At 57.2% G+C, this 283-nt stretch carries 1 pseudogene; it reads left to right on the top strand.

Features of this window, described 5'->3' with window-relative positions:
• Window positions 1-118: 118 nt before the first annotated feature.
• Window positions 119-283 (top strand): annotated as a pseudogene (locus EAE91_RS23890) (IS66-like element ISPlu20 family transposase); the annotation flags it as partial.

Below are 283 nucleotides of genomic sequence, written 5' to 3'. Positions count from 1 at the left end.
CGGCATTCACTGGCAACAAGTCGAGGGAGATGACCTGTCCGGCTGGCGAAGCTAATTCCGCTACTCCGGTCACACTTTTACCGGATAACGACGGGGAATTATCCGGTACACTGTCGGCATGACGCTCAATGACTTAATTGCGCTGGATGACCCCGACCAGTTCCGCCTGCGGGCACTGGCGCTGCTTCAGCAACAATGTGATTATATTCGCCAGCTGGAAGAAGCCCTGAAACAGGCGCAACGCTGGCGTTTTGGCGCGCACAGCGAAACCCTGCCTGCCGGT

Origin of the sequence: Photorhabdus noenieputensis (genome assembly GCF_018448935.1) — a bacterium.
Lineage (GTDB): Bacteria > Pseudomonadota > Gammaproteobacteria > Enterobacterales > Enterobacteriaceae > Photorhabdus > Photorhabdus noenieputensis.
This window is presented reverse-complemented; position numbering and strand designations above follow the sequence as displayed.